18 protein-coding genes and 3 pseudogenes are annotated in these 21,220 nt (G+C 68.4%); 13 read left to right on the forward strand and 8 right to left on the reverse strand.

What is annotated here, in order from left to right; translation table 11 throughout:
• Together BMZ82_RS37770 and BMZ82_RS37775 are read left to right on the forward strand one after the other, a co-directional pair.
• Positions 1-318: integrase core domain-containing protein (locus tag BMZ82_RS37770; RefSeq protein ID WP_218159042.1), on the forward strand; the 318-nt coding region annotated here is incomplete at its 5' end.
• A 205-nt stretch (positions 319-523) separates the two neighbouring features.
• Positions 524-1,138, forward strand: a complete 615-nt coding sequence (locus BMZ82_RS37775; protein WP_371271361.1) for a hypothetical protein — start codon at positions 524-526, stop codon at positions 1,136-1,138.
• 143 nt (positions 1,139-1,281) lie between these two features.
• Here the strand turns inward: BMZ82_RS37775 and BMZ82_RS37780 are convergent.
• Positions 1,282-2,173 (reverse strand): annotated as a pseudogene (locus tag BMZ82_RS37780) (IS5 family transposase).
• Positions 2,174-2,361: 188 nt separating this feature from the next.
• On the opposite strand from BMZ82_RS37780, the gene BMZ82_RS37785 reads away from it, so the two are divergent.
• From BMZ82_RS37785 to BMZ82_RS42425, 6 genes and pseudogenes are all read left to right on the forward strand, one after another.
• Positions 2,362-2,664, forward strand: a complete 303-nt coding sequence (locus tag BMZ82_RS37785) for a trypco2 family protein (RefSeq protein WP_093781931.1) — start codon at positions 2,362-2,364, stop codon at positions 2,662-2,664.
• Positions 2,661-6,380, forward strand: coding sequence for a serine protease (locus tag BMZ82_RS37790; protein WP_093781932.1), 3,720 nt, complete (start codon positions 2,661-2,663; stop codon positions 6,378-6,380). Before BMZ82_RS37785 ends, BMZ82_RS37790 begins: the two co-directional genes overlap by 4 nt.
• A 497-nt stretch (positions 6,381-6,877) precedes the next feature.
• Positions 6,878-7,051: a hypothetical protein gene (locus BMZ82_RS41120; RefSeq protein WP_177244867.1), complete on the forward strand. Its 174-nt coding sequence runs from the start codon at positions 6,878-6,880 to the stop codon at positions 7,049-7,051.
• A gap of 53 nt (positions 7,052-7,104) precedes the next feature.
• Positions 7,105-8,958, forward strand: a complete 1,854-nt coding sequence (locus BMZ82_RS37795) for a peroxidase family protein (protein ID WP_093781933.1) — start codon at positions 7,105-7,107, stop codon at positions 8,956-8,958.
• 268 nt (positions 8,959-9,226) lie between these two features.
• Positions 9,227-9,475: pseudogene (locus BMZ82_RS42420) on the forward strand (transposase); the annotation flags it as partial.
• Positions 9,417-9,731: a transposase gene (locus tag BMZ82_RS42425; protein ID WP_371271362.1), complete on the forward strand. Its 315-nt coding sequence runs from the start codon at positions 9,417-9,419 to the stop codon at positions 9,729-9,731. The pseudogene BMZ82_RS42420 and the gene BMZ82_RS42425, both read left to right, overlap by 59 nt.
• 902 nt (positions 9,732-10,633) lie before the next feature.
• Here BMZ82_RS42425 and BMZ82_RS37805 read toward each other — a convergent pair.
• The 6 genes from BMZ82_RS37805 to BMZ82_RS37830 all read right to left on the reverse strand — a co-directional run bounded on the left by BMZ82_RS37805 (position 10,634) and on the right by BMZ82_RS37830 (position 15,959).
• Complete coding sequence (locus tag BMZ82_RS37805) at positions 10,634-11,089, reverse strand: VOC family protein (RefSeq protein WP_093781934.1); 456 nt, start codon at positions 11,087-11,089, stop codon at positions 10,634-10,636.
• A gap of 116 nt (positions 11,090-11,205) precedes the next feature.
• Positions 11,206-12,786, reverse strand: a complete 1,581-nt coding sequence (locus tag BMZ82_RS37810) for an IS1182 family transposase (protein WP_093781942.1) — start codon at positions 12,784-12,786, stop codon at positions 11,206-11,208.
• Positions 12,787-12,854: 68 nt separating this feature from the next.
• Complete coding sequence (locus BMZ82_RS40090; protein WP_143098992.1) at positions 12,855-13,088, reverse strand: hypothetical protein; 234 nt, start codon at positions 13,086-13,088, stop codon at positions 12,855-12,857.
• Positions 13,089-13,410: 322 nt separating this feature from the next.
• Positions 13,411-14,349 carry an ATP-grasp domain-containing protein gene (locus BMZ82_RS37820; RefSeq protein ID WP_256252325.1) on the reverse strand — a complete coding sequence of 313 codons (939 nt, stop codon included), beginning with the start codon at positions 14,347-14,349 and terminating at the stop codon, positions 13,411-13,413.
• Positions 14,350-14,357: 8 nt separating this feature from the next.
• Positions 14,358-14,627 carry a hypothetical protein gene (locus BMZ82_RS40475; protein WP_143098993.1) on the reverse strand — a complete coding sequence of 90 codons (270 nt, stop codon included), beginning with the start codon at positions 14,625-14,627 and terminating at the stop codon, positions 14,358-14,360.
• 633 nt (positions 14,628-15,260) lie between these two features.
• A complete protein-coding gene (locus tag BMZ82_RS37830; protein WP_093781937.1) occupies positions 15,261-15,959 on the reverse strand; it encodes a hypothetical protein in 699 nt (232 codons plus the stop codon).
• A 474-nt stretch (positions 15,960-16,433) separates the two neighbouring features.
• Between BMZ82_RS37830 and BMZ82_RS40100 the strand changes: the two are divergent.
• From BMZ82_RS40100 to BMZ82_RS37850, 4 genes and pseudogenes are all read left to right on the forward strand, one after another.
• A pseudogene (locus tag BMZ82_RS40100) lies at positions 16,434-16,776 on the forward strand (polysaccharide deacetylase family protein); the annotation flags it as partial.
• Between the two features lie 390 nt (positions 16,777-17,166).
• Positions 17,167-17,388, forward strand: a complete 222-nt coding sequence (locus BMZ82_RS37840) for an ABC transporter permease (RefSeq protein WP_256252326.1) — start codon at positions 17,167-17,169, stop codon at positions 17,386-17,388.
• 32 nt (positions 17,389-17,420) lie between these two features.
• Positions 17,421-18,203, forward strand: a complete 783-nt coding sequence (locus tag BMZ82_RS37845; RefSeq protein ID WP_143098994.1) for a hypothetical protein — start codon at positions 17,421-17,423, stop codon at positions 18,201-18,203.
• Positions 18,204-18,209: 6 nt separating this feature from the next.
• On the forward strand, positions 18,210-19,607 hold the full coding sequence (locus BMZ82_RS37850; RefSeq protein WP_093781940.1) for a sialidase family protein: 1,398 nt from the start codon (positions 18,210-18,212) through the stop codon (positions 19,605-19,607).
• Between the two features lie 302 nt (positions 19,608-19,909).
• Here the strand turns inward: BMZ82_RS37850 and BMZ82_RS37855 are convergent, their stop codons facing one another.
• Entirely contained in the window at positions 19,910-20,824 is a 915-nt protein-coding gene (locus BMZ82_RS37855; protein WP_093781941.1) for an IS982 family transposase, read from the reverse strand.
• 105 nt (positions 20,825-20,929) lie between these two features.
• Between BMZ82_RS37855 and BMZ82_RS37860 the strand changes: the two genes are divergently transcribed.
• The coding region (locus BMZ82_RS37860) for a helix-turn-helix domain-containing protein (protein WP_143098995.1) at positions 20,930-21,220 on the forward strand (291 nt) is incomplete at its 3' end.

The following is a 21,220-nucleotide window of genomic DNA, read 5'->3' on the forward strand; positions in this document are numbered from 1 at the left end:
ATCATGCACACGGATCGCGGCAGTGAATACACGAGTGACGAATTCCGCACCGAAATAGGCAAGTTGCGCATGAGGCAGTCGATGGGACGCGTCGGCTCTTGTTACGATAACGCCGCCGCGGAAAGCTGGTTCGCCATTCTGAAAGCGGAGATCGGGACGACCGTGTGGGAGACCCGCGAGGCGGCCCGGGCCGACGTTTTCCGCTACATCGAGGTCGAGTACAACCGCAGCCGGCTCCGTCGGCACCCCGACTACGGGTACGTCACCCCGCTCGAAACGAGATCCCTGCTCAGGCAGAACCTCGCCCCGGCAGCGTAAACACCCGCTGTCCAGTTCGCGGGGGGAACTTCAGCGGCGAGTTCACCGTCGAGGCGAGCAACCCGTACGAGCTGGTGCCCCTGGGCGACGGTTCCTGGCTCACCGTCGGCCCCGGCGGTGCCCCCGTCCGTTGGTCCAGCGCTCCGCAGCCGTCGGCACTGCCGCACCCGGCCGTACCAACCTCTCCATACGAGAGGCAGCAACCGTGACGGCAGACCCCCGAGTGCCGCTGATTCCTCAGGCACCTGAAGGCTTGAGCCGGCGAGCTCGGTGCTTCGTCGAGGGACACGGGCTGCGTGTTCCACATCGCGACCTCAAGCTCTTTCGGGAGGCATGGCTCAAGCAAGGGATTCCGGATGCCGAGATCGACCGGGCTGTCGCCTTTCAAGAGCTCTGGGGCGGTCTCGCCCTGCCCCCGGCCCCCGAATACGAGGGCGGCCCGCGCGTTCTGGAAGCCGATGCCCCCGAGGGCTCGGCCGCGAACGGATGGCGGTTCCCGGCCGGGGGCTGTCGCGTCTCCATGGCCCACGGGTTCATGATCGGGCCAGGAGGTGAGTTCGGGATCGACGCTGACCACTGGACGCCGCTGCACGCCAGCACAGAGGGATGGGTGGAAGCCCTGGCGCTGGCCAGCCATGCGGGCTACTGGGCCGAGACCATCACGAAGATCAAAGGCAGCGCCGTCGAGGACCTGAACCTCGACGGATTCGAGCCGGTACCCGAAGTCCAGGGACTCGCTGACACCTGGTGGAGGGGCAAGGACTCGCTCATCGCCATCTACCGCGGCGAAGCCTCAGGCTTCAGCGCCCCCACTGTCTAAGGGCCCATATCTACGGCGGGCTCGATGCATGGGGCCTGGCCGGCAACTGACTCCCGAAGGCCGAGCCCTCTCGGTCCCGCCCAGCGAAGGCGCCTCCTGCGGACAGAACGGGCAGCTACCGCGTCAAGGGACCGGCAGGCTGTCTACGAGGAGTTTCGCACGAGCAGCCGTGGGCCTGGACGCATCGCAGCACGGCCCCGGGTGAGCCGGCGGACCATGACGCCGATCATGGCCCATCGAATCATCGTCTCGGAGTGGGCCGGACTGGTCTCGTAGTCCCGGGCCAGGCGCCGGTGGGCGGTGAGCCACGAGAACGTACGCTCTACCGCCCACCGCTTGGGCTGGACCCGGAAACCACGCTGGTCAGGATCCTTGCGGAAGATCTCCAGGTCGCGGCCGAGGATCTCTGTGGCCACTCGACCCGGCGGTCGGCGAAGCCCTGGTCGGCCCAGACCTTCTTGACGCCGGGGTGGCCGAGCCTGGTCCACAGCAAGGGCCGTTTCCCGCCGTCGCGGTCCTGGATGCTCGCCGCGACGACGTGAACGGCCAGGAGCAGGCCCAGGGTGTCGGTGACGATGAACCTCTTGCGGCCCTTCACCTTCTGCCCGCGTCGAAGCCTCTGGTGGCCGCGGGGACCGTGTCGGCAGTGCGGACGGACTGCGAGTCGATCAGGCCCGCGCTCGGCTCCACGTCGCGATCGTCAGCTTCACAGACCTTGCCACGCAGAGCGTCGTGGATGCGCTCGACGGTGCCATCGTCGTGCCACCAGGTGAAGTACCAGTACACCGTCGGCCAGGGGGCGAAGTCCTTCGGCAGTTGCCGCCAGGCACAGCCGGTCCGCACCACGTAGAAGATCGCGTCCACGATCCGCCGCCGCGGATGCTTTTCCCGACGTCCGCCCTTCGGGCCCACCCGTGCCGGCGGGAGCAAGGGCTCCACCAGCGCCCACTGCTCATCCGTCAGGTCAGACGGATACCCACCCCCACCACCGCTCACAGTGAGTTCAACGAACGCCTCAGCAACCGGACACGGCAGATCTCAAACACGTTCTGACAGAGAGGGGTGCCCAAGTTGCTGTTCGCCACACGAAGGGGAAAATGGATTATAAGGGCTGCCAATTCCGAAGAATATCCCGCAGAATGCGCCAACAGGGTTTCCGGCCAAAGTTAGAGCGGCCCTGCGCCACTACCACAGTGTGCAGCTTCTCTCAAGGGGCGACGGTGATGACAGAAGCGCAAGAGGGCGGTCTGCAGCTTTCCCAGATGATCTCGGCACTCCGCGACGAACTCGAACAGGCCCAGCTGAATTCAGAGGAAGCAGATCTGCGATTCGGCATTTCTGGCGTCGAACTCGAAGCCACCGTACAGGTTTCCAAGGAGTGGGAAGGCAGGGGTGGCGTGAAGTTTTGGGTCATCGAGGCGGGTGGCAGCCGAACGCAAGGTAATTCCACCAGCCAGCGGATCAAACTGGATCTGACCGTACCCAAAGATACGCGCATTGCCGATCCCAAGGGGAACGTGCAATGACGCGCTTGAACGCCGAGTATCTGGTTTGCGTCGAGACGACCGAGCAACGCGGCTCTGGTTACTTGCTGGCACCCAACCTGGTCCTGACGGCAGGGCATTGCGTTGGGTCGGAGGGCACCCTGGCCAAGGTGAAGAGGTTCAAGCGGCACCCAGACGGTCGCTACGACCTCACAGACCCGCACACTTTCCAGGTCAAGGTGAACGGTGAGAACGGCGCCACAGGCGAACAGGAAATCGATTTTGCGCTGCTGTCCAGCACCGACGAGGATCCGTTCACGGTACATGAGAGCACTTCGCCCGATGAAGTACGGCTGGGCCGTGTCGTCGGCACGGACGCCGTTCCGGCACAGGCCCTCGGCTTTCCCCGGGCTCAGATCGGCTCGAACCGCATGAATGTCGAGGACGCCCGTGGCACAGTACGTCCGCTGACTGGCTCCCGCTCGGCGAAGGATGCCAGCGTCTTAATAGAGCGGTTGAACTTTCAGGTCGAGACCGGGGTGCCGACAAGCCGTCCGGGAGCGTCTCTGTGGAGTGGCATGTCTGGCTCAGCCTTGTTCAGCGGCGACCACCTCGTGGGCGTCATAGTGGAAGATCGCGCATCCATCAACGGTCGGCTGCATGCCGTCCCTGCCAGTCGAATGTTCGGCGAGCAGGGACGGCCGGACGCGAACCAGTGTCTCGACCGGGCACTCGGGCTCGAACCGGCGACACGGGTGAAGCTGGACCCGGTCTGGGCAGGCGGTGACGTTCTGCGACCGGCTTACGAGCCCATGCCGATCCGGTACCAGTGGTCGGAGGCGGACCTCCTGCGAGCCCGCCACGACGTCGTACCTTTCCGAGGCCGGAAGAAGCAACTCGGGGAACTGACCGACTGGTGCGCGGGAAACACCGGGCGGCGCGTGCACGTGCGGCTGTTGTCCGGGGACGGTGCCGTGGGAAAGACCCGTCTCGCCCGGGAGTTGTGCCGCCGGATGGGCGACAGGGGCTGGGTTGCGGGAATCATCGATCCCGTCGATCTTCTGCGCGTTGGCTTCCCTCAGCTCCTCGACCTCGCGGAAAGTCGGCTGGTGGTCGTCGACGACGCCGATGTGTACGCCGGCCAGCTGAATGCTCTCCTCGACGAAGCTATGAAGGACCGGAGTGGTTTTCCCCTGCGGATACTGGCTATCGCCCACAGTGACGGCCCATGGTGGCAAGCGCTCAGGCGACGATACGAGGCGCTCCTGGACGAACACGACCCCCCGCCCCTTCCCGCTCCGGAGCCCGAAGAACGCAGGGTTGTCTACGACGCCGCTCTGGAATCCTTCACCGCTTGGTACCAACAGAAGGAAACAGAAAGGAAGACGGACGCCGACCAGAAGAACGACAATTCCCCACCGCCGCAGGAGCAGTTGGACCAAAACGAGGACGGACCGGATCTCGAGGAGCCAGACTTCGCCAGCTACCTGCTCGTCCTCATACAGGCTCTGGTGGACGCACGCGCACACTTCGGCATTGAGGAGAGCACTGCGGTCACGGGTGGTCCCCGACCGATCTCCCTGCGGGCGGCACTGCTGGATTTTGCCATTGACGTGGAGCGAGAAGCATGGCGAAAGACCGCCGGCCAAGCAGGGCTCTATGACGATCCGGTGCTTCTCGAACGGGTCGTTGCCATCTCCAGCCTGGCAGCAGCTGACGGCTCCGAAGGCGGTGCCGGTGAGACCGAAGCCGCGCGCCGGCTGCGGCTGGTGCCTGATCTTGCCGACGAACCGGAGTGGTGCAGGCGCGCGTTCGCCCGCTGGCAGTGCACAGAGCTCAGCGGGGAGGGCTACCTGCGTACCCTCCAACCGCTGCGACTTGCCCACCGCCTGGGAAGCAAGGTGGTCGCGGCGTTCCCGGACCTGGCCATGCAACTGCTCGATGTCGAGGGAACCGGCGACGGCACGCCTCGGAATCCTGCCGCACAGTCACGCCAGGTGCTCAACGTGCTTCAACTGCTGCAGTTCACCATGGCCGACGAGGGCCGGGCCGCAGACCGGCCCGGCGCAGAGAAGGACGAGACGCATCCGGCACCGCAGCCTGACGCGGAGCAGCACAAAGCGCGCGAGGCTTTGACAGAGGCTCTCCATCAGCATGCAGCCGCCCTGGTACGGCTGGCCAAACGCGTCGCGGTCAGAGATCAGGACGACTCCGCGCACGCCATCGGCACATCGCTGGCCACCGCACTGCACTCCACGCTCCCCCAGGAATCGGCGCAGCAGGTCGCCGCCCAGGTACTGCGGGAGTTCGACGTGTCCTGCCCCGATGCCCTGTTGGAGCTGGCCACGGCCGTCGCGGAACACGCGGTGCAGTACCACCGGAGCGTCGCCGGACCGCCCACTCCAGAGAGCCGCAGAGGGCTGGCTCAGGCCCTGCAACAGTGGTCGCTGTACCTGGCCAGTTCGGGCCTGCGCATCCGGGCGCACAGTGTCGCCGGGCAAGCCGTCGACACCTACCACGCGCTGCAACAGCTCAGCCCGTCCGAGGACCACGAGTTCTGCCTGGCCGAGGCTCTCAAGGATCTGGCGGATCGGCTGGTCGACGTCGGACGGTTCGAGGACGCCGACAACTGCGCCCGTGACGCCATACGGCGCCTGGAGCCGCTGTTCCAGCGCAACCCCACCCACAGGCACGCCTTCGGTCTGGTGAAGGCCTTGTGCACCCTGGCCACGGCAGCCCACGGCATCGGGCGCCAGCGCGAGGCGCTGCAGGCGGCGACCGAGGCATGTGACCTGATCGAGCAGTTGCCGCAGGCACGCGAAGGCGACGCCGAGCACGAGCCGGACGAGATCCAGGGCATGAAGGCGTTCGCGTTGCGCGGCCTCGCCTGGCAGCTCGGCGCGAGCGGACGTGCCGACCAGGCGGTGGCGAAGGCCACCGAGAGCGTCGAGACGTACGAAGCTCTGCGCGAGAGGTGTCCCGGCCTCTGGAAGCGGGACATCGCCGAAGCTCTGTCCGTCCTCGGCGTCCAGCACGGGGCCAGGAGGGAGTGGGACGCCTGCGTCGCCCGACACAGCGAAGCCGTGGACGGTCACTACAACGCCCTGGAGCGTGAGTACCGCGAGGCCGTACGTCCTCAACACGCCCTCGCGCTGGTCCGGTTGGCGGACGCGTACCTGGGCAGAGCGAGTTCCCGGCCGGCCGGGAGCCAACACGAAGACCTGCAGAAGGCGCTGGACCACGTCGAGCAGGCGTTGAAGCAGTACGACAGGATGCGCAAAGAGGACAGATGGGCCAACCGCGTCCATGAGGCATGGACGAGCCGCTTGGAAGCGGAGGTACTGGTGGCGCTCGGCGCCACGGACCGTCGGGCCGAGGCGGCGGCCCGGAAGGCGCTGTCCCTGTACGACGAGATGGACGTACGTCCCTGGAAGCTCAGGTTCGACAGAGCACAAGCACAAGCGGTGCTGGCCACGTCGTATGGGGGCCGGGGCCGCCCCCGGGGCAAGGTCCTGCGCGCGCACGAGCAGGCCAAGCACGCGTTCGCCCGGCTCGACGCCGAGGAGCCGGGGCGGGCCGCCGAGGACGAAGTACGGAAGATCGAGAGCACGATCGAGGGCCTCAAACAAACCGGCCCGCCCGTCCAGCCTCGTGCGGATGCCGCGGGGAACCGGTCGGCCAAACGGCGCAGGCGCCACCAGCCGAAGCCCCGCCTCCGGAGCCGTCAGGGCACGCATGCGCGCCGGAGACACCGGTGAGGCCCCCGGGCTCAAGGCGCAAGGGAGCAGTGGTCCCCATGATGTGCTGATTGGAGTGTTTCCAGGGAGTTCTTCTCCGTCGTCGGGGTTCGGCGGTAGTTGCCGTCACCGCACCGTCAGGAGACATGATGGCCACCCGGAGAACCGCTCCTCGCGCTGTCTCGGTCTACGCACTCGCCGGAATCCGGCTCCTCGACCCCGATCGTGAGCCGTCCGGTCCGGCGGCCGTGTACGCCTTCCGGCTCTTCGGGATCCGTACGATCCTGCTCGGCCTCGATCCGCTGACCAACCGCGACGAGCGGTTGCGGAAGGACCTTCGCGATGGCGTCCCGATCCACGACAGTGACACCGCGACGCGGCCACGCTGGGCCTCAGCGGCCGACTTCCACCGCGTACCGCGGTGCCGATCACGCTCGTCTCAGCCGCCGCCGACCGCGAACTGGCCCTCCAGGACAAGCAGCTGCTGAAGGTCATCCCCCTCGGCCGCGGAGGGCGCGGTGGCCGACCTCCTCGACCGGCCGCTGTCCACGCTGGAGGGGTTCGGCTCCTTCGTCGATCCCTACTTCGGCGGGGGCACGGACAAGGACGCCGTGGATCTCGAAGCCATGGCCGGTGCCTCGGTCTGCACCCGCATTCCCGGATTCTTCGTCGCCGCCCCCCCATCTACATGAATCAGAGAGAAGGCGAGCGACGTGATCCTCGCAACCGCCCAAGGAGTACCGCTATGAGGAAGCAACGACGCGAAGCGCGACGTTCCGTGGCCGGATACCGTTCGTCGCTGTTCTGGCGGATCGTCACCGCCGGCGCCGAAGCGGTGGACCGGCGCGTCGGCTGGGACAGACTGCCCGTCCTCCCGGGCCTGCTGACGCTCCTCGGACTGCGCGTCAAGCTTCGGCAGAAGAACCTCCACGACACCGGTCGGCTGCCCTCCGTCAATCTGCCCGATCCCGCACCCCCCTCCGAGACCCACAAGGTCAACCGGACCGCCGACGGCAGCCACAACGACCTCGACGAGCCCCGGATGGGCATGGCGGGAACCCGCTTCGGCCGGAACATCCCGCTCGAGCGAATCGCCCCGGCCGCACCCGAGGACGTACTGTCCACGCCGAACCCGCGCGAGGTCAGCCGCGCCCTGCTCACCCGCGACGAGCTCACCCCCGCCGAATCGGTCAACTCCCTGGTCGCCGCCTGGCTTCAGTTCATGATCCGCGACTGGTTCAGCCACGGAACCGGCCCCACGGAACGGCCCTGGGAAGTACCGCTCATGGACGACGACCCGTGGCCGGAACACCCCATGCGGATCATGCGGACGCCGGACGACCCGACCCGCGACCCGCAGGCACCCGCCGGGACGCCCGACACCCACATCAACGTGTCCTCCCATTGGTGGGACGCGTCGCAGATCTACGGGACGAGCGAGACCGAGCAACGCCTGGTGCGCGCCGGTGAGCTGGGCAAGCTGCATCTGTGGGACGACGAGCAGTCCCCGTTCCCCTCGGCCCCCTCCCGGGACCCCTCGCGTGTTCCCGGCTTCTGGCTGGGCCTGGCGATGATGCACGACCTGTTCGCCCGTGAGCACAACGCGATCTGCGACCACCTGCACACCGCGTACCCGTCCTGGAACGACGAGGAACTGTTCCAGCGCGCCCGGCTCGTCAACGCCGCGCTCCTCGCCAAGATCCACACCGTGGAGTGGACACCGGCGGTGATCAGCCACCCCACCACCGTCAAGGCACTGCGCGCCAACTGGTGGGGCATCGCGGGCGAGCGCGTCCACAACCTCTTCGGCCGGATCAGCGACAGCGAGGTCGTCAGCGGCATCCCCGGCGGCGAAACGGACCACTACGGCGTCCCGTACTCCCTTACCGAGGAATTCGTGGCCGTCTACCGCATGCACCCGCTCATCCGCGACGAGTGGCATCTGCGCTCCGCCGCCGACGACACGAGCCTGCGCCACTGCACCCTCCGCGACATCTCGGGCCCCGGGACACTGAAGGTCCTGGAGACCACCGAGATGGCCGATCTGCTCTACAGCTTCGGCACGCTCCACCCCGGACTGGTCACCCTGCACAACTTCCCCAGGTTCCTGCAGGAGTTCGAGCGCCCCGACGGGCAACTGCAGGATCTCGCCGCCACCGACATCCTGCGCTCCCGGGAGCTGGGCGTCCCCCGCTACAACGAGTTCCGGCGACTGCTGCGGCTGAAGCCCGCGGCGAACTTCCTTGAGCTGACGGAGAACCGGGCGTGGGCCGAGCAGATCCAGTGGCTCTACGACGGCGACATCGAGAAGGTCGACCTCATGGTCGGGCTGTACGCGGAGAAGCTGCCGGCCGGATTCGCCTTCAGCGACACGGCGTTCCGCATCTTCATCCTGATGGCCTCGCGCCGGCTGAACAGCGATCGCTTCTTCACCGAGCACTACACCCCCGAGGTGTACTCCAAGGCCGGGATGGCCTGGATCGACGACAACAGCATGATCACGGTGCTGCTGCGCCACCACCCGGAGCTGCGCACGGCTCTCGCGGGGCTGACGAACGCCTTCGCACCGTGGCACACGGCCGGAAGAACGGTGGACTGACATGGGAGCGGCGGACAGGTAACGCGAGGAGTGGGAGCGTCAGTACTCCAGTTGCACTTCTCCATTTTCCCTGGTCAGCATGGCTGATCTGAGTCTGGCGGGGCTGTGTGCCACCGAGTTGGAGTCGTCGCTACTGCGGGATGGTAGGACTACGTGCACGGGGCTCGGTCCGGTCGGCCGGAAGAACAGCCGGCAGCTTGCCGAGCACGCCGGCCATGCCACCCCGTACGGCCTGCAGAGGCTGCTGTCGTGATGCCGGTGGGAGCCGGACGAGATCCGTGACGACCTGCAGGAATACGTCGCCGAGCGGCTCGGCCGGCCTGACGGTGTGCTGATCGTGGACGACACCGGCTTCCCGAAGAAGGGCACCGTCTCGGCCGGGGTGCAGCCCCGATACTCGGGGACGGTCGGCCGCACCGAGAACTGCCGGATCGGCGTGTTCGCCGCCCATTGCCTCTGTGAAGGGGCGGGCCCTGGTGGACCGGGAGTGGTATCTGCCCAAGCCCTGGACCCGTGACCCGGATCGGTGCCGCACGGCGAGAATTCATGACGCCAGGTCCTTCGCGACGAAGCCTGAGCTGGCGCGTGCGATGGTGCTGAGAGCGCTCGGCTCCGCGCTGCCGATCGCCTGGGTGACCCCTGATGCGGCCTACGGCCAGGAACGGGGCCTGCGGCGGATACTGGAGGAGGCAGGTGTGGGCCATGTCCTGGCGGTTTCCACGTCGCAGCAGGTCAAGTCCGTGTGGGGAGTTGGCGCATCGGCCATGTTCTGACCGGTGCCCCGGACGACACCTGGGGGCGGATCTCGTGCGGAGACGGCGCCAAGGAGCCTCGGTCTACGACCGGGCCGCAGCCAGGTTCCTGCCACCGCCGGCTCGAACGGCGGGGCGCTTACGCGTCACCGCTGGGTGCTGGCCCGCCATAGCCCGGCCCCGCCCCGCCCCGAGGAGATCGCCTACCACCTCGCCTTCGCACCCGCGGAGGCCAACGTCTCCGAACTGGTTCGCGTGGCCGGTTCCAGATGGGCGATCGAGGAGTGTTTCCAGGCCGCGAAGAACGAGCGCGGCCTGGGACAGTACGAGGCCGCCGCTACGTGGGCTGGTGCCGCCACATCACACTGGCCATGCCGGCCCACACCTTCCTAGCCGCACCGACCGCCCACGCCCTCGAAAGGGGGGCCGAAGAAACGGTCCGACCAGTCTGGTTCCCCTCACCGTCGCAGAAGTGCGACAGTTCCCGGATCTTGCCCATCCCCCAGCAGCCCGGTACCGAGACCCCGACACCGGCTCCACTGGTCACACTGGCGCCGACGCCATCAAGCCGTCTCCCGCCACTACCACTACCACCGCGCGCACCCCGATCGGAACGGGTCACGAACCACCACCGCCCTGACGCAGCGTCATCCCACTGGACTCAAAGCAGACACGCTGACCAGGACAAGCGGAAAAGTGCAACTGGAGTTACCAGGGCATGTATCGAAAGCGGATCTTGAGTGATGAATGATCGTGGTTCATGGCGCGGGAAAATCTCACGGATGCACAGTGGGCGGTGTTGGAGCCGTTGTTGGCACAGAGCAGTGGCCACGAGGTACGACAAGCTCTCCGTCCGCTTCGAGGCGACGGTGCTGGCCGCAGCCGTGAACGAGTGGCTGTGACCAGCACCGTCGCAACGGCCCTCAGACGACGTCGAATTCGTTGCCCTCGGGGTCCTGCATGGCGGCGGCGTAGACCCCCATGTCCGGCTCATCCTTGATCCGCAGCACGGTGGCACCAGCTTTGACCAGCCGTTCCACCGTAGCCGTGACCCGCTGTGTGCGGACGTCCAGTGGGACGTCACGGCCCCCACCGACCTTCAGGTCGAAGTGCCACCGGTTCTTGGCGACCTTCGGCTCCGGAACCTGCTGGAACCACACCCTCGGTCCACGTCCCGCGGGATCGATGATCGACTCCGGAATATCTCCGGCACCGGCCGGCAACTCTTCCTCGGGCACCCCCACCGCCGCCCAGTAAGCACGCCACGTGGCGTGCCCGCCCGGCGGAGGCTCAGGCGCGTAGCCCAGGGCCTCGGCCCAGAAAGTCACCATTCTGCGCGGATCGGAGCAGTCGACCGTCAGCTGCACTGTCATCTCCATGCTCGGAGCATCCCAGGCAGGTCTGACAGACGATCCGCTCTCGCGACAGGCCCTAGAAGGTCGATGAAGATCTTGGTGAGGGGCTGTCCGGCCGTGAGGCCGGACAGCCCCTCCAGTCATGTACCGGCCGGTGCGATGTGCCAGGTGCCACTGGTGTGGGTGAGTCCGAGGTTGATCAGTCGGCGGAGGTTGAGGGCGGCGGCCCGGGTGTGGAGCCAGGTGTCGTTCTTGATGGTGCCGCGGTAGCGCAGGCGCCGGTTGCCGTGGTGGACGAGCCAGGCGACGGCGCGTTCGACCGGTGGTCTCCAGCGGCGGTAGTCGGCCTGCCAGCCGGGGTCGGTGGCGGCCTGGTGGCGGGCGGCTGTCTGAAGGTTGTGGTGGGGTCGGATGGTCAGGATGCGTCCGGCCTTGGCTTTGGTGCACTGCTCGCGCAGGTGGCATCCGGTGCATAAGTCCCTGAAGAAGGCTTTGCGTTGGTGGTGCTGCCCGCCGGGGTCGGACAGGGGCACGGTGTGTCCGGCCGGGCAGGTCACGATGGCGGTGGTGGTGTCGATGGCGAAGTCGTCGAGGGTGAAGCCGCCGGGGACGGCAGGCCGCAGCGGTGCGGGCTTGAGGAACAGCCGGTGCCCTGCCCGGTGCAGGGCCTGGCGGGCGTTGCCGGTGGAGTAGGCGGTGTCGCCGAAGGCGTCCACCGGCGTGTCCTCCTCGGCGAGCAGGTCCAGGCCGACGGCGGCCTCGTGGTGTTCGGGCCCGGCTCCGGGCCGCAGGGCGACGGCGGTGTATAAGCCGGTCTCGGGCTCGACGGACAGGTGGGCCTTGTATCCGTTCTGCCGGTGGGAGCGGGTTTTGTGGATGTGGCGGGCTTCGGGGTCGACGGTGGACACGATCCGCTCATGGGCGGTGCCTTGGGTGATGCGCCAGCGTCCGTCGCGGCCGTCGGAGTCCTCGGCGGGCTCGACGTCCTGGCCGGCGACCAGGGCCAGGATGCCCACCGCGTTCGCGGCTTTGTCGCCGAGTTGCCGGTCGGGCAGGTGGCCCAGCAGTCGCAGGGCATCCGTGACCAGTGCATCGACCAGCTCGGCGCGGGCCTGCTCGTCGTTCCAGGCGATGCGGGGCTTGCCCGGGTCGGTGTAGTCGTGCGCGGAGCACTGCACCGCTGCGACCTCCGCGGCAGCGGGAACTTCGCGGATCACCGCGCGGACGGCGGCGATGATCCGGGTGACGGTGTCCTGGGTGGCGACCACGTCGTCCAGCACGGTGGAGTCCAGCGCCCGGCGGTGCTTGCCTTTCAGTACGCCGGTGGTCTTCACGACCTCGCGCACGGCCTCGAAGATGCGGTTCGGGCGGGCGGAACGGGCCAGACGGCGGCGGAAGTAGGCCAGCAGTGACGGATCGAACGCCATGTCGTGAAGGCCCAGTCCGCATGCGGCCTTCCACCGCAGGTCGCACCGCAGTTCCTGGACCGTCTCGAAGTCCGACAGCCCGTGCAGGGCCTGCAAGGTGATCGCGGCGGCCAGGATCTGCGGCGGCATGCTCGGCCGTCCGTTCGCCGACGGATACATGTCCGCGAACATCTCAGCCGGGAACAGCTCGCCACGATGCTCGGCCAGAAACGCGAACACACTCCCGGCCGGGATCAGATCCCGGCACGTCTCCCACACGTCCGGCCCGACCATCTCGCCGACCCATTCACCCATCGCCACAAGACGAGTCTGGCCCTGCCGCTGACGCGGCAGGGCCAGAACCCAAGATCTTCATGAGCCTTCTAGCCCCGCCACCACCGGCCGCCGTGCTGGCCGCCGGATGCGGGACCCGTGCAGGGGGTGCCGATGAACTCTTCCAGACCCAGTGCGCCCCCGGATCGGGAGTCCAGTTCACGGGCGAACGTGCCGAGTTGGTTGGTCTCCTCGCCTGTCGCCCACTTGCCCAGCAACAGCACGACGTCGCCTTGGAACCGCCCGTAAGGGGATGATTCGGCGTGGTAGTCCAGAAGCGCCACCGCGGAAACCTCCGTGATGCCCTGTCTGGTCGAGGCCGCAGGTCCGATCCGCAACGCGTTCTGCATGGCCTCGACGCAGGCGGGCAGGACCTGGGACTACAGCCGTCTTCAGCGGCTCCCCGGCAGATGTGTGCACGAACGCCAGTGGCATCAGTGCGCGGGCGGCGCGGCCGCACGCCGGACGGACTCCCCTCCCTGGCCCTGCCCTTGCGGGCCTGCAGCGGTACGGTCGCCAGCGCTCCGTGCTCCGCCGCCTGCGTGGCGGCCCAGTACGAGGTGCCGAGGCCAGCCACACCGGGCACCAACCCGAGCGGCGGACGGATCACCGGTCGTGTCCGCCGACCTTCGCGCAGGAGAGCAGGAAGTCGAGGAAGTGGTCGTCGAGCGGTTCCCCCAGCAGCGGCTGCAGGAAGAGGAACTGCCCCTGCGGGTTGACCTCCAGCCAGACGGGCTCGCCGTCCGGGGTCAGCTTGATGTCGATGGCGCCCATGCGCAGCCCGAGGCGCCGCAGCACCTCCGCCACCCTGCGGCCCACGTCGGACGGTACCTCCCACCTGGAGATGGGCACGTTGAGGTCGGGGCGCCAGTCGAGCCGGTCGGTCTCGATGAGGGCCGCGTACATGCGCTCGCCGAAGCAGTTGAGTCGGACGTGCCTGCGGCCGGGAATGTACTCCTGGTAGACGGCCGGGCAGACGCTGAAGGACTCCTCGGGGATGGCCTGCGGATCGTCGATGTACTGGGTGAACATGAGCGGGCCAGTCGCGCCCACCACGGGTTTGACGATCATGCGGTCCACGGTGCGGGCGAACTCCGCCACCTCGTCGCGGGATTGGGAGACGAGGGTGCGCGGCACCCGGAAGCCCGCCTCCCGCGCCACGGAGAGCTGATACAGCTTGTCCGCGGCACGGTCGGTCGCTTCGGGGCTGGAGATCCACTGGCCACGGAAGGACGCCGCGAGGATGCCGCCGAGGGCGCCGCGGCTGTCGTTGTCGACCAGGCGCTGCTGGTGGTCGGTCGACGCGCGGGCGGATGCCTGCTGATTCGCCCGCATCCGCCGCCACCACAGCACCGACACCGCGTCGAGGGGGATGGTGCGCCCCTCCGAGGTCAGGACGGTGCTGGGTGCGTCCCCGTGCGAACTCCACGTCAGGCCGGGGCGTCCGCTGATGCGGTCGCACTCCAGGACGTGGAAGTCGCGGAAGCCGCGGCGGACGGCGGCGTCCCAGATGGCGTGGGTGTGGAAGTCGTCCTCGACGGACACCGTGAGGATCATTGGATGGGGCAGTCCACGCAGCAGTCGTCGGAGCAGCCGCACGAGCACGACTCCGACGCCGAGCCTCCCATGCGGGCGGCGTCGATGCGCATCCCGGTGGTGGCGCGGACGGCCTCTTCCCAGTCCCGGAGCTCTTCCGGCGTGTTCAGGCGTACGAACGAGTCGGGCTGCGCCCTGAGGATGACGGGAGGAGCCAGTTCGGTCGAGATTTTGGACCGGGCCTGCACGTCCTCGGCCACGGGGTCTCCGAGCTTGAACGATGCCATGGTGAGTCACCTCCACGGAGGGGTTGATGAGGTGTGGGCTCTCCACCAGCACAGCACTGTTGAGGCGTTGCCGCACATCGAATAATTTGACGACTCAACAGGCCGGGCGCATCATGCCGCCTGCCCGGCCCCGTGCCGCGTCAGGCGGTTGGGGGGCCGTCTGAGTCGGTGTGGTCGTTCTGAGGGGCTGGCGTACGGACACTGTCCGGCTGGCCGCCCTGGCCGTGCCGGACCTCGGGGACGCCGGTCGGCCGACTCCCCGGCACGGCTCACGGTGGATGCCTCGGCGCTCACTCCTGTCGGCACAGGACCTGCCATACGGGAGCACCGGTGCCTCCCGAAGCACGAGCGGCACGGGACGCACAGGCGGCGAGGGATGCACCACCGCCGGTGAGGTGCGCGCCGCTCTCCGCCTGTCGTGGCGGCCTCCCGGGACGGCGGTCGCCGCTTCCTCGGCGGCTGGTGGCCGGGGCCCGCCCCACCCAACACCCCGACGCCGTCCGGCCTGTGCCCCCCCATCGGACCGGCCCGGCCCGCCCCACGCCCGGCTCCCCTCGTCGTCTGCTTTCCGCGGAAGCCCGAACCGCGGCCGCCACCGACGGCCGCGGTTCGGAATCGACGGGATCCGACTGCTCAGCACTGCGCCGGCTCGCCGTCCTCGTCCGAGACGACGACATGGACAGGCGGCCCGTCGCCGCCCGCCGGCGCGACGGCCGTGAAGCACTGCTCCCTGGTGAAGGGCCTGCGGCCGTGCGTATGGCCCGTGGCCATGACCCGGATCCGCCAGACGCCCGCCTGCCCGCCTCGAAGCCGCCGCGGAAGGCGCCCGGCAGTTCCTCGCCGAGGGGCATTGGCATACGGACGCCGTCCGGACACGTCACCTCCGCCACCACCTCGGCCCGGCCTTCGACGCGCTCGCCGAACTCGCTGAGGGAGGCGTCGATCCGCAAGGCCGTACCCGGTTCCAGGCTCGGCTGGGTGAGCCGGGCGCCAAGCGTGGATGAGGAGGCCGCACTTCGGGCTGTGTGCCTCCAGCCCGTCGAGATCCACCAGCCGCGCCAGGTCTCCCGCCGCCTCGGTCCTGAGCCGGTCGGTCTCGTTGCGCACCGCGTCTCCGTCGGCCGTGAGGGGCACGTGCCAGGTGCCGACGTACGCGCCCAGCGCGGCGAGTTCCGCCTCCTTCAGCAGTTGCCCCGGCGGAGTCTCCAGCGTCAGGCGCACCAGGGCCGTGTCCCTCAGCAGGACCACCGTGGCCTCGATGTCGACCTCGGTGAGCCGGAACGGGATCCGGACCTCCGCCGCAAGGGCGAGGACGCCCGTCCCCGTGCTCACCACGTCGTCGGCGGCGGCCGAGGCGAGGACTTGGAGGACGTACGAGGAGAGGCGGAAGCGGTCGTCCGCGTCGGCGCTGAGGGCGTCGGTGATCAGCAGGCTTCACTCGGTCGCCCGGGTGAAGCCTGGTCAGCGCAGGGGTGCTCACCAGGCTAGGCGCGGCCGAGGCCGAAAGCGAAGGTGCGCACCGGACGGGACCAACAATGTTGCGGGTTCTGGCCCCGGCCCAGCAGGGCCGGGGCCAGTCCTGTGGGCGTGCAGGGCGAACGGGCCGGGGAGGTGGCCGGGCCGGATGTGTGGGAGACCTGCCGGGAGTTGATCCCGGCCTGCAGTGTGTTCGCGTTCCTGGCCGAACATCGCGAGGTGTTGTTCACGCCGGGGATGTTCGCTGACACGTATCCCTCGTCCAACGGCCGCCCGAGTCTGCCGCCACAAGTACTGGCCGCGTCGCCCACCTCCCAGACGGAGCCGTTCTCCTACCAGTGGCACCAGATCCTGGACTCCGAGCGCATGATCACCGAGGCCTCAGGAGGAGTGCGGCCCAGCACTACGGGCCCCTGCAGTGCCTTCGCCCCCGCAACCGCACCCTCGCCGAATATCACAAGATGCGGCCGCTGGGCTGGAACGTCGACACCAAGGACTTCGAGCGCCCCGGCGCCGCCGCGATCGTCGCCACCGTCAAGAACGAGGTCTCCAACGGCCCGACCATCCTCTTCCACGACGCCGGCGGGGACCGCTCCCAGACCGTGACCGCTCTGCGCGAGGTTCTCTGTGGTTGAAGCAGCAGGGGCATTCCTTCGGCTTTCGGATGCGCTGAGCGGCGGCCCGTGCGCACGGGCCGCGAGCCGCCGGTCCGCGCTTGACCTGGGGCGGAAGGGCGCGGACACTGGTATACGCAGTACGTGTGCAGCGTAGGTGTACGTCGAGCCCACGCCCGGTCAGCCGCCCTGTGAAGGTCTTTGGCCCGGTAGTGGATCCGACACCCAAGTTCTTGTCGCGAGCCCGGCGGCCGCGCAGCGGTGTGCCGGCCCCGGGCGTCAGAACTCCTCGGTGCCTGCCACACACCCTTCGGGCAGGTGGTACTCACGGGAGACCGTTCATCCGCCCGGAGGTGGTCCGACGGGGCTGCCGGGTGGGAGAGAAGGGAGGCTCCAAGATGGGCTTCCACGCTTCCCAAGAAGCAAAGCCGGTCCGTTCACGTTTCTGGGTGGAGACCGCCCTGGGCGCCGTTTCCGGGCTGCTCTTCCTCGTCACACTCATCTGGCGCGACTGGATCGAACTCGTCTTCGGTGTCGAGCCCGACGCCGGAAGTGGAGCCGTCGAGTGGCTCATCGTGGCCGTCGCGGCCCTGGTCACCGTCCTGTGCGTGCTCGGTGCCCGGGCGGAGTGGCGCCGAACCCACCCGGCCACAGCACATGCCTCGCGGTAGGGCGGCCGCACTGAGGCGAGAGGAGCATCGTCATGCCTGAAGGTCCTGAGGGGGTGCTGGACCTGGTCCGGCGAACCCCACTGAGCTTCCTCGGTACGGTCACCCGGCTCGGTGACACGCGGCTCGCGGAGGTGCTGGCAGACGAACGAACGGCGGTGGTCCAGGTGAGCACGGTGCTGCATGCACCCGACGCCTTCAAGAAGCTCGCCGGCAGCGAGGTCACCGTACAACTGTCGGACGAACTGGACCCGCCGGCCGTCGGTGACGCAGCCGCGTTCTTCACCGAGGGAACGACCTACGGCGAAGGGCTCGCCGTCAGGGAGGTGGGACGACTGCCGGCCGACGCCGTGGCCCCGAACGTCTCCGGGGTGGCCAGGTCGGCCGACTCGATGCCGTTCTCGGCGCTCCAGCGCGACATCGAGGACGAAGGGATGGTCGCGCACGCCGACGAGGCGGACGCGGTCGTCGTCGCGGTGGTCGTGGGTCTGGAGCAGGCGGGCGGTGAGCCGGGGGGCGGCGGGCGCGCGCGCGAGCGCAGGTTCTCGGAGCACGCCCCCGACTGGTGGCGCGCACGGCTCGACGTGGCTCATGTGGAGCAGGGGGAGCTGGCCCCGGGGCCGCTCACGGTGCTCTACCCCAACAGCCGGGACTTCCACTGGCACGACGTGCCCAAGCCGCAGGCCTCGCAGGAGGGGATGTGGCTGCTGCACAGCACGGAGGGAACTCTGGCTGAGTGGGCCCCGTTCCAGATCCTTCACCCCGATGACTACCAGCCGGTGCAGAAGCTCGAGGCGCTGCAGGCGGCACGGAGGTGAGCGGGTATGCCCACGCTCAAGGTCGTCAACATCACCCCTGCCGCCCTGAGCGGCAACCGCAGTCAGGACGCTGAGCCCAACCTCGCGGTCAACCCCGAACGCCCCGAGGAGGTGGTCGCCACCGCGTTCACCCCCGACCCCATGGGAGGTCCGTTCGCTCCGATCTACGTCTCGACTGACGGCGGGGCGACCTGGGTCCTCAGGAGCATCGTCCCCGGCGCATCCACCGGGACCGGTACCGGGGACATCACGGTCAGTTTCGCGCCCGAGGGAGGCACCCTCTACGCGGGCATCCTCAGCGGCAGACACCCGACCGGCGTCACCCGCATGCAGATCCTGCGCTCGCCCGGCATCTCCTCGACGGCGCCCATGGAGGTCCTCGTCACCCGGGACCGGCCCGACCAGCCGTGGGTCGTGGCCGGGAGCGTCCGGTTGCACAACAGCACGCGCGACCGGGTCTACGTCGCCAACAACGATCTGGGGCGGCGACCGCAGTCCGCCTCCGTGGACGTCTCCGTCAGCGCCCGGACGACGCCGGCACCCGCCGGGTTCAAGCCCACCGTGATCGAGCGGCGCACCCCGTCCGGGCAGGACGGGCCACCGGTACGGATCGCGTTGCATCCCGACGGCACGGTGTACGCGGTCTTCGAGAGCTGGCAGGACGTCACCGAAGCGGGGGGCGACGTCCTGAACGTCACGTTCGATGTCGTGGTCACCCGCGACGACGACGGAGGCGTCGGACCGGACCCGTTCCAGGATCTGAAGGACGCCGAGGATTCGGCCATCGGCCAGCGGGTGGTGGCCCAGCGGTCCGAGAAGTTCAACGCATCGATGGGTCAGGAGCGCCTCGGTGGCGATCTCGCGATCGCGGTGGACCCGACGGACGCCGCTGGCGTGTGGGTGGCCTGGTGCGACCGTGTCGGTGGGGCGGCTGGGGTCGGCTGCACCCTGCACGTGCGCCACTCGACCGACCGCGGGCAGACCTGGTCGGCAGATGTCCGCACCGTCACCAACGCCAAGAACCCGGCGTTGGCCGTCAACACGGACTCCCTGGTGGGGCTGGCGTACCAGCAGTTCAAGCAGGAACAGTGGGTGACGGCTCTGGAGCTGACCGCCGACGACTGGGACACTCCGGCAGAACGCCATGTGCTGCATCAGGCGCCGGCCGGCGTGCCCACGGCGCGCTTCCTGCCGTTCCTGGGCGACTACATCCGCCTGCTGACGGTCGACCGGGACTTCTACGGGGTGTTCTCGGGCAACAACACTCCCGACCCCGCCAACTTCCCGGAGGGAGTGACGTATCAGCGCCGTGCCGACTTCGTCAGTCACCAGTTGTTCGACCTCGACAACGTCACGCGGGTACTGCCGTCGATCGACCCCTTCTTCTTCCACCGGGCGGCATGAGCCCGGTGGTTGGAGCTGAAGCTGAGGCGCGGTCAGGCACAACAGGAGTGGGGCGCCAATAGGTGCTGCTCCGCGGAAGTTCGTGGAGGGGAGTCGGGGGCTGTTGACGGGCCAGTGGGTTGGTTGGACCAGGAGGCGTGGGGCGGGGTCGGGTTTGTGGATCACATCGCGGACCCGGTCGTCTCGCGGACCCGGTCGTCGCTGGTGAACGACACCTCGGCATGGCGTGGACGCGCCGTCCGGACCGACACCCGGACCTTGATGCGGCACTAGATGGATGAGTCCAAGGGGTGTCGTTGCGGTCAGTGATCGTAGGCGGTCAGTGATCGCTTGATCGGCTGTCCGGTCTTGTCGTTGTGCCAGATCGCCGCTGTGAGCGCGAGGATCCGGCACAGGACCCGGGCCGCCACCCCTGCCGGGCTCTTGCCGCCGTGTCGTTCCAGGTCGAGCTGCCCCTTGAAGGTCTGGTTGATCGACTCGATGACCTGCCGCAGCGGCTTGAACAGGTGCGCTCCGGCCCGCTCGGCCTCTCCTTTGCGGGCCGGCCGCAGCAACTCCAGGTGACGCTCGGCAAGGTCGCACTCGAACTCGCGGCCGTAGTAGTTCTTGTCCCCGATGATCGTCTGGCCGGGGTGGGAGGCTTCGACGTCGGGCGCGGTGTCGAGCATGTCGCGCAGTGTCTCGCGCTCGTTGGCCTTCGCACCGGTGAGGGCGAACAGGACCGGCAGCCCGCCGAGCGTGCACACCAGATGCAGCCGCAGCCCCCAGAAGTACCGTGAGTGCGACGCGCAGTAGCCGTACTGGGCCCAGCCCGCCAGGTCTGAGCGTTTGGCGGTCTCCCGGGAGCATCCACAGCCGACCGGGGTGGAGTCGACCAGCCACACGTCGTCGCTCCACAGCGAGGTGTCCCGGGCCAGGATCCGGATCATGCTGGTGAGCAGCGAGGACGCGGCGCGCAGCCGCTTGCTGTAGCCGGACTGCTGGGGCACGTAGGGAAAGAGACGGCCGAAGTCCCGCCCGACGCGGCGCAGCCAGCGCCGCTCGGACGTGTAACCGAGCAGCGCCGACATGACCGCGAGGGTGACCAGTTCGGCGTCACTGAGCGTGGGTGCGATCCCGACGGCTGGGCGGTACGGGGCCAACCACGGCGAAGCCTTCAACTCGTCGTCGATCCGGGCATAGAGTGCCGTTGCGAGGGTGTCCAGGTCTGTCTTCACACACCGACATTGGACGCCCTCGCCCCATGTCCGCAGGCCATCCCTTGGACTCATCCATCTAAGAGCTGTCCCGTAACTGCTGGTCACGGATGAGATGATCTTGCCGTGTCTGGTGTGATCACGGCGTCGGAGCCGTCCTGGATAGCCCCGTTCACCGGGCTGAGCCCGCGTCAGTTCGGCAAGCTGATCACCGCGTTGCGGCGTGAGGGTGCAGACCCGGTCCGCAAGGGCCGGCCGTGGAGCCTGCCACTGGAGGACCGAGTCCTGCTGGTCGCCGCGTACTGGCGGACCAACCTGACCCTGCGCCAACTGGCGCCGCTGTTCGGGGTGTCCAAGTCCGCGGCCGACCGGATCGTCGATCACCTCGGCCCGGCGCTGGCACTGCAGCCGCGCAAG

It is taken from the genome of Streptomyces sp. yr375 (assembly GCF_900110755.1).
Classification (GTDB): Bacteria; Actinomycetota; Actinomycetes; order Streptomycetales; family Streptomycetaceae; genus Streptomyces.